This window comes from Priestia sp. P5_B4, from assembly GCF_056400385.1.
Window position 1 is genome coordinate 1 of the sequence record NZ_JBFULJ010000923.1, and the last position, 1,459, is coordinate 1,459.

2 protein-coding genes are annotated in these 1,459 nt (G+C 38.4%); both read left to right on the forward strand.

Features of this window, described 5'->3' with window-relative positions; all coding sequences use genetic code 11:
• Positions 1-125 precede the first annotated feature (125 nt).
• Positions 126-281, forward strand: a complete 156-nt coding sequence (locus AC1DRF_RS27510) for a DUF3934 family protein (protein WP_162837669.1) — start codon at positions 126-128, stop codon at positions 279-281.
• 385 nt (positions 282-666) lie between these two features.
• Positions 667-1,317, forward strand: a complete 651-nt coding sequence (gene sigH / locus AC1DRF_RS27515) for an RNA polymerase sporulation sigma factor SigH (protein ID WP_013058500.1) — start codon at positions 667-669, stop codon at positions 1,315-1,317.
• The last annotated feature ends 142 nt before the right edge of the window (positions 1,318-1,459 follow it).

The window sequence follows — 1,459 nt, forward strand, 5'->3', positions numbered from 1 at the left end:
GAGCAAGGTCAACGCGGTGCACAAGCTGCTAACGTTGTAAAAGCATAATTTTATGTAATCCAAAAAAGACTCCGACTTTGGACGGGGTCTTTTTTTATTGTAGCAAACACGCAGGTAACGGAGGAATACGTATGAGTAAAGCAAAAGGTAAAGGCGGCACAGGGCGAGGCACCGGCAAAAAAGGGTGGAACCGCTGGCAGGCGAGTGCAAAAAAGAAGAAAAATGCAAAGCCTTATAAAAGCAAGGGAACAAAAAATGCTGATAAGCCGGAAGGCAACTAATCCTATATGCGCAGTATCATCTGCAACTTCGACTTACTCTGCTTGAGTAAGTTTATTTCATATGGAATTATTTTTTTATTGCTTTTTTGACAGATTGCTGTCACTATATGAAATAATAAAGTGATTTGTGTGAATTTTCTATAAAAATTGATTTTTTTTGCAACCACTTTCATATTTCGACAACCTTTTTGATTTTTATCGGTTATACTTCTTTATAATAGATTATAGAAAGATGCAGGGGAGCATAAAGTGAGAGAGGAAAGCGACAGTTTACTCTGTACGCTTTTTACGTTTCTGGACCGTATTGCAGTAGCGTCGTAACAAGTAGATCATGCATCAGTTTAGAACACATCAAAACTCAACTAAGTGTAACGGGGGGATATGAGTGAGCGTAGGCATCGTAATTGAAAAAGTTCAAAATTATGCTATGTTAGAGGATCATGTTTTGGTTGAAATGGTTCACAGCGGAGATGAAAAATCATTGGAGTATTTAATCAACAAGTATCAAAATCTTGTGAGGGGTAAAGCAAGAAAATACTTTTTGATTGGTGCTGAAAAAGAAGATATTGTCCAAGAAGGAATGATTGGACTGTACAAAGCAATTCGCGACTTTAATGAAGACAAGCTAACATCGTTTAAAGGGTTTGCGGAGTTATGTATCACAAGACAAATCATTACGGCGATTAAAACGGCTACTCGTCAAAAGCACGGTCCGTTAAATTCGTACATTTCATTGGACAAGCCTCTGTATGATGAAGAATCAAATTATACGCTGATGGATATGATTCCTGGCGATCAAATTGCTAATCCGGAAGCGGTGCTGATTCATCAAGAAAAAGTGGAAGACCGCGAGTTAAAAATTGCGGAAACACTTAGTGAATTGGAAAGAAAAGCATTGACGCTGTATATGGACGGCCATTCATACGCTGAAATTTCGAAAGAATTAAACACGCACGTCAAGTCAATTGACAACGCGCTGCAGCGTATCAAAAGAAAGTTAGGTCGAGACGTAGAAAGCAGACAAGCTATTTCATAATAGGTAAAAAACAGCCGGACCTCAAAGGGGTTTCGGCTCTTTTTCACGGTCTTTTAAAATGTCTTGAATAATTTCAATATGAACAGAAGCCCACGATTGTTCACGGAAATGAAGAAACACGCTTGGAATGAGAATAAAAACA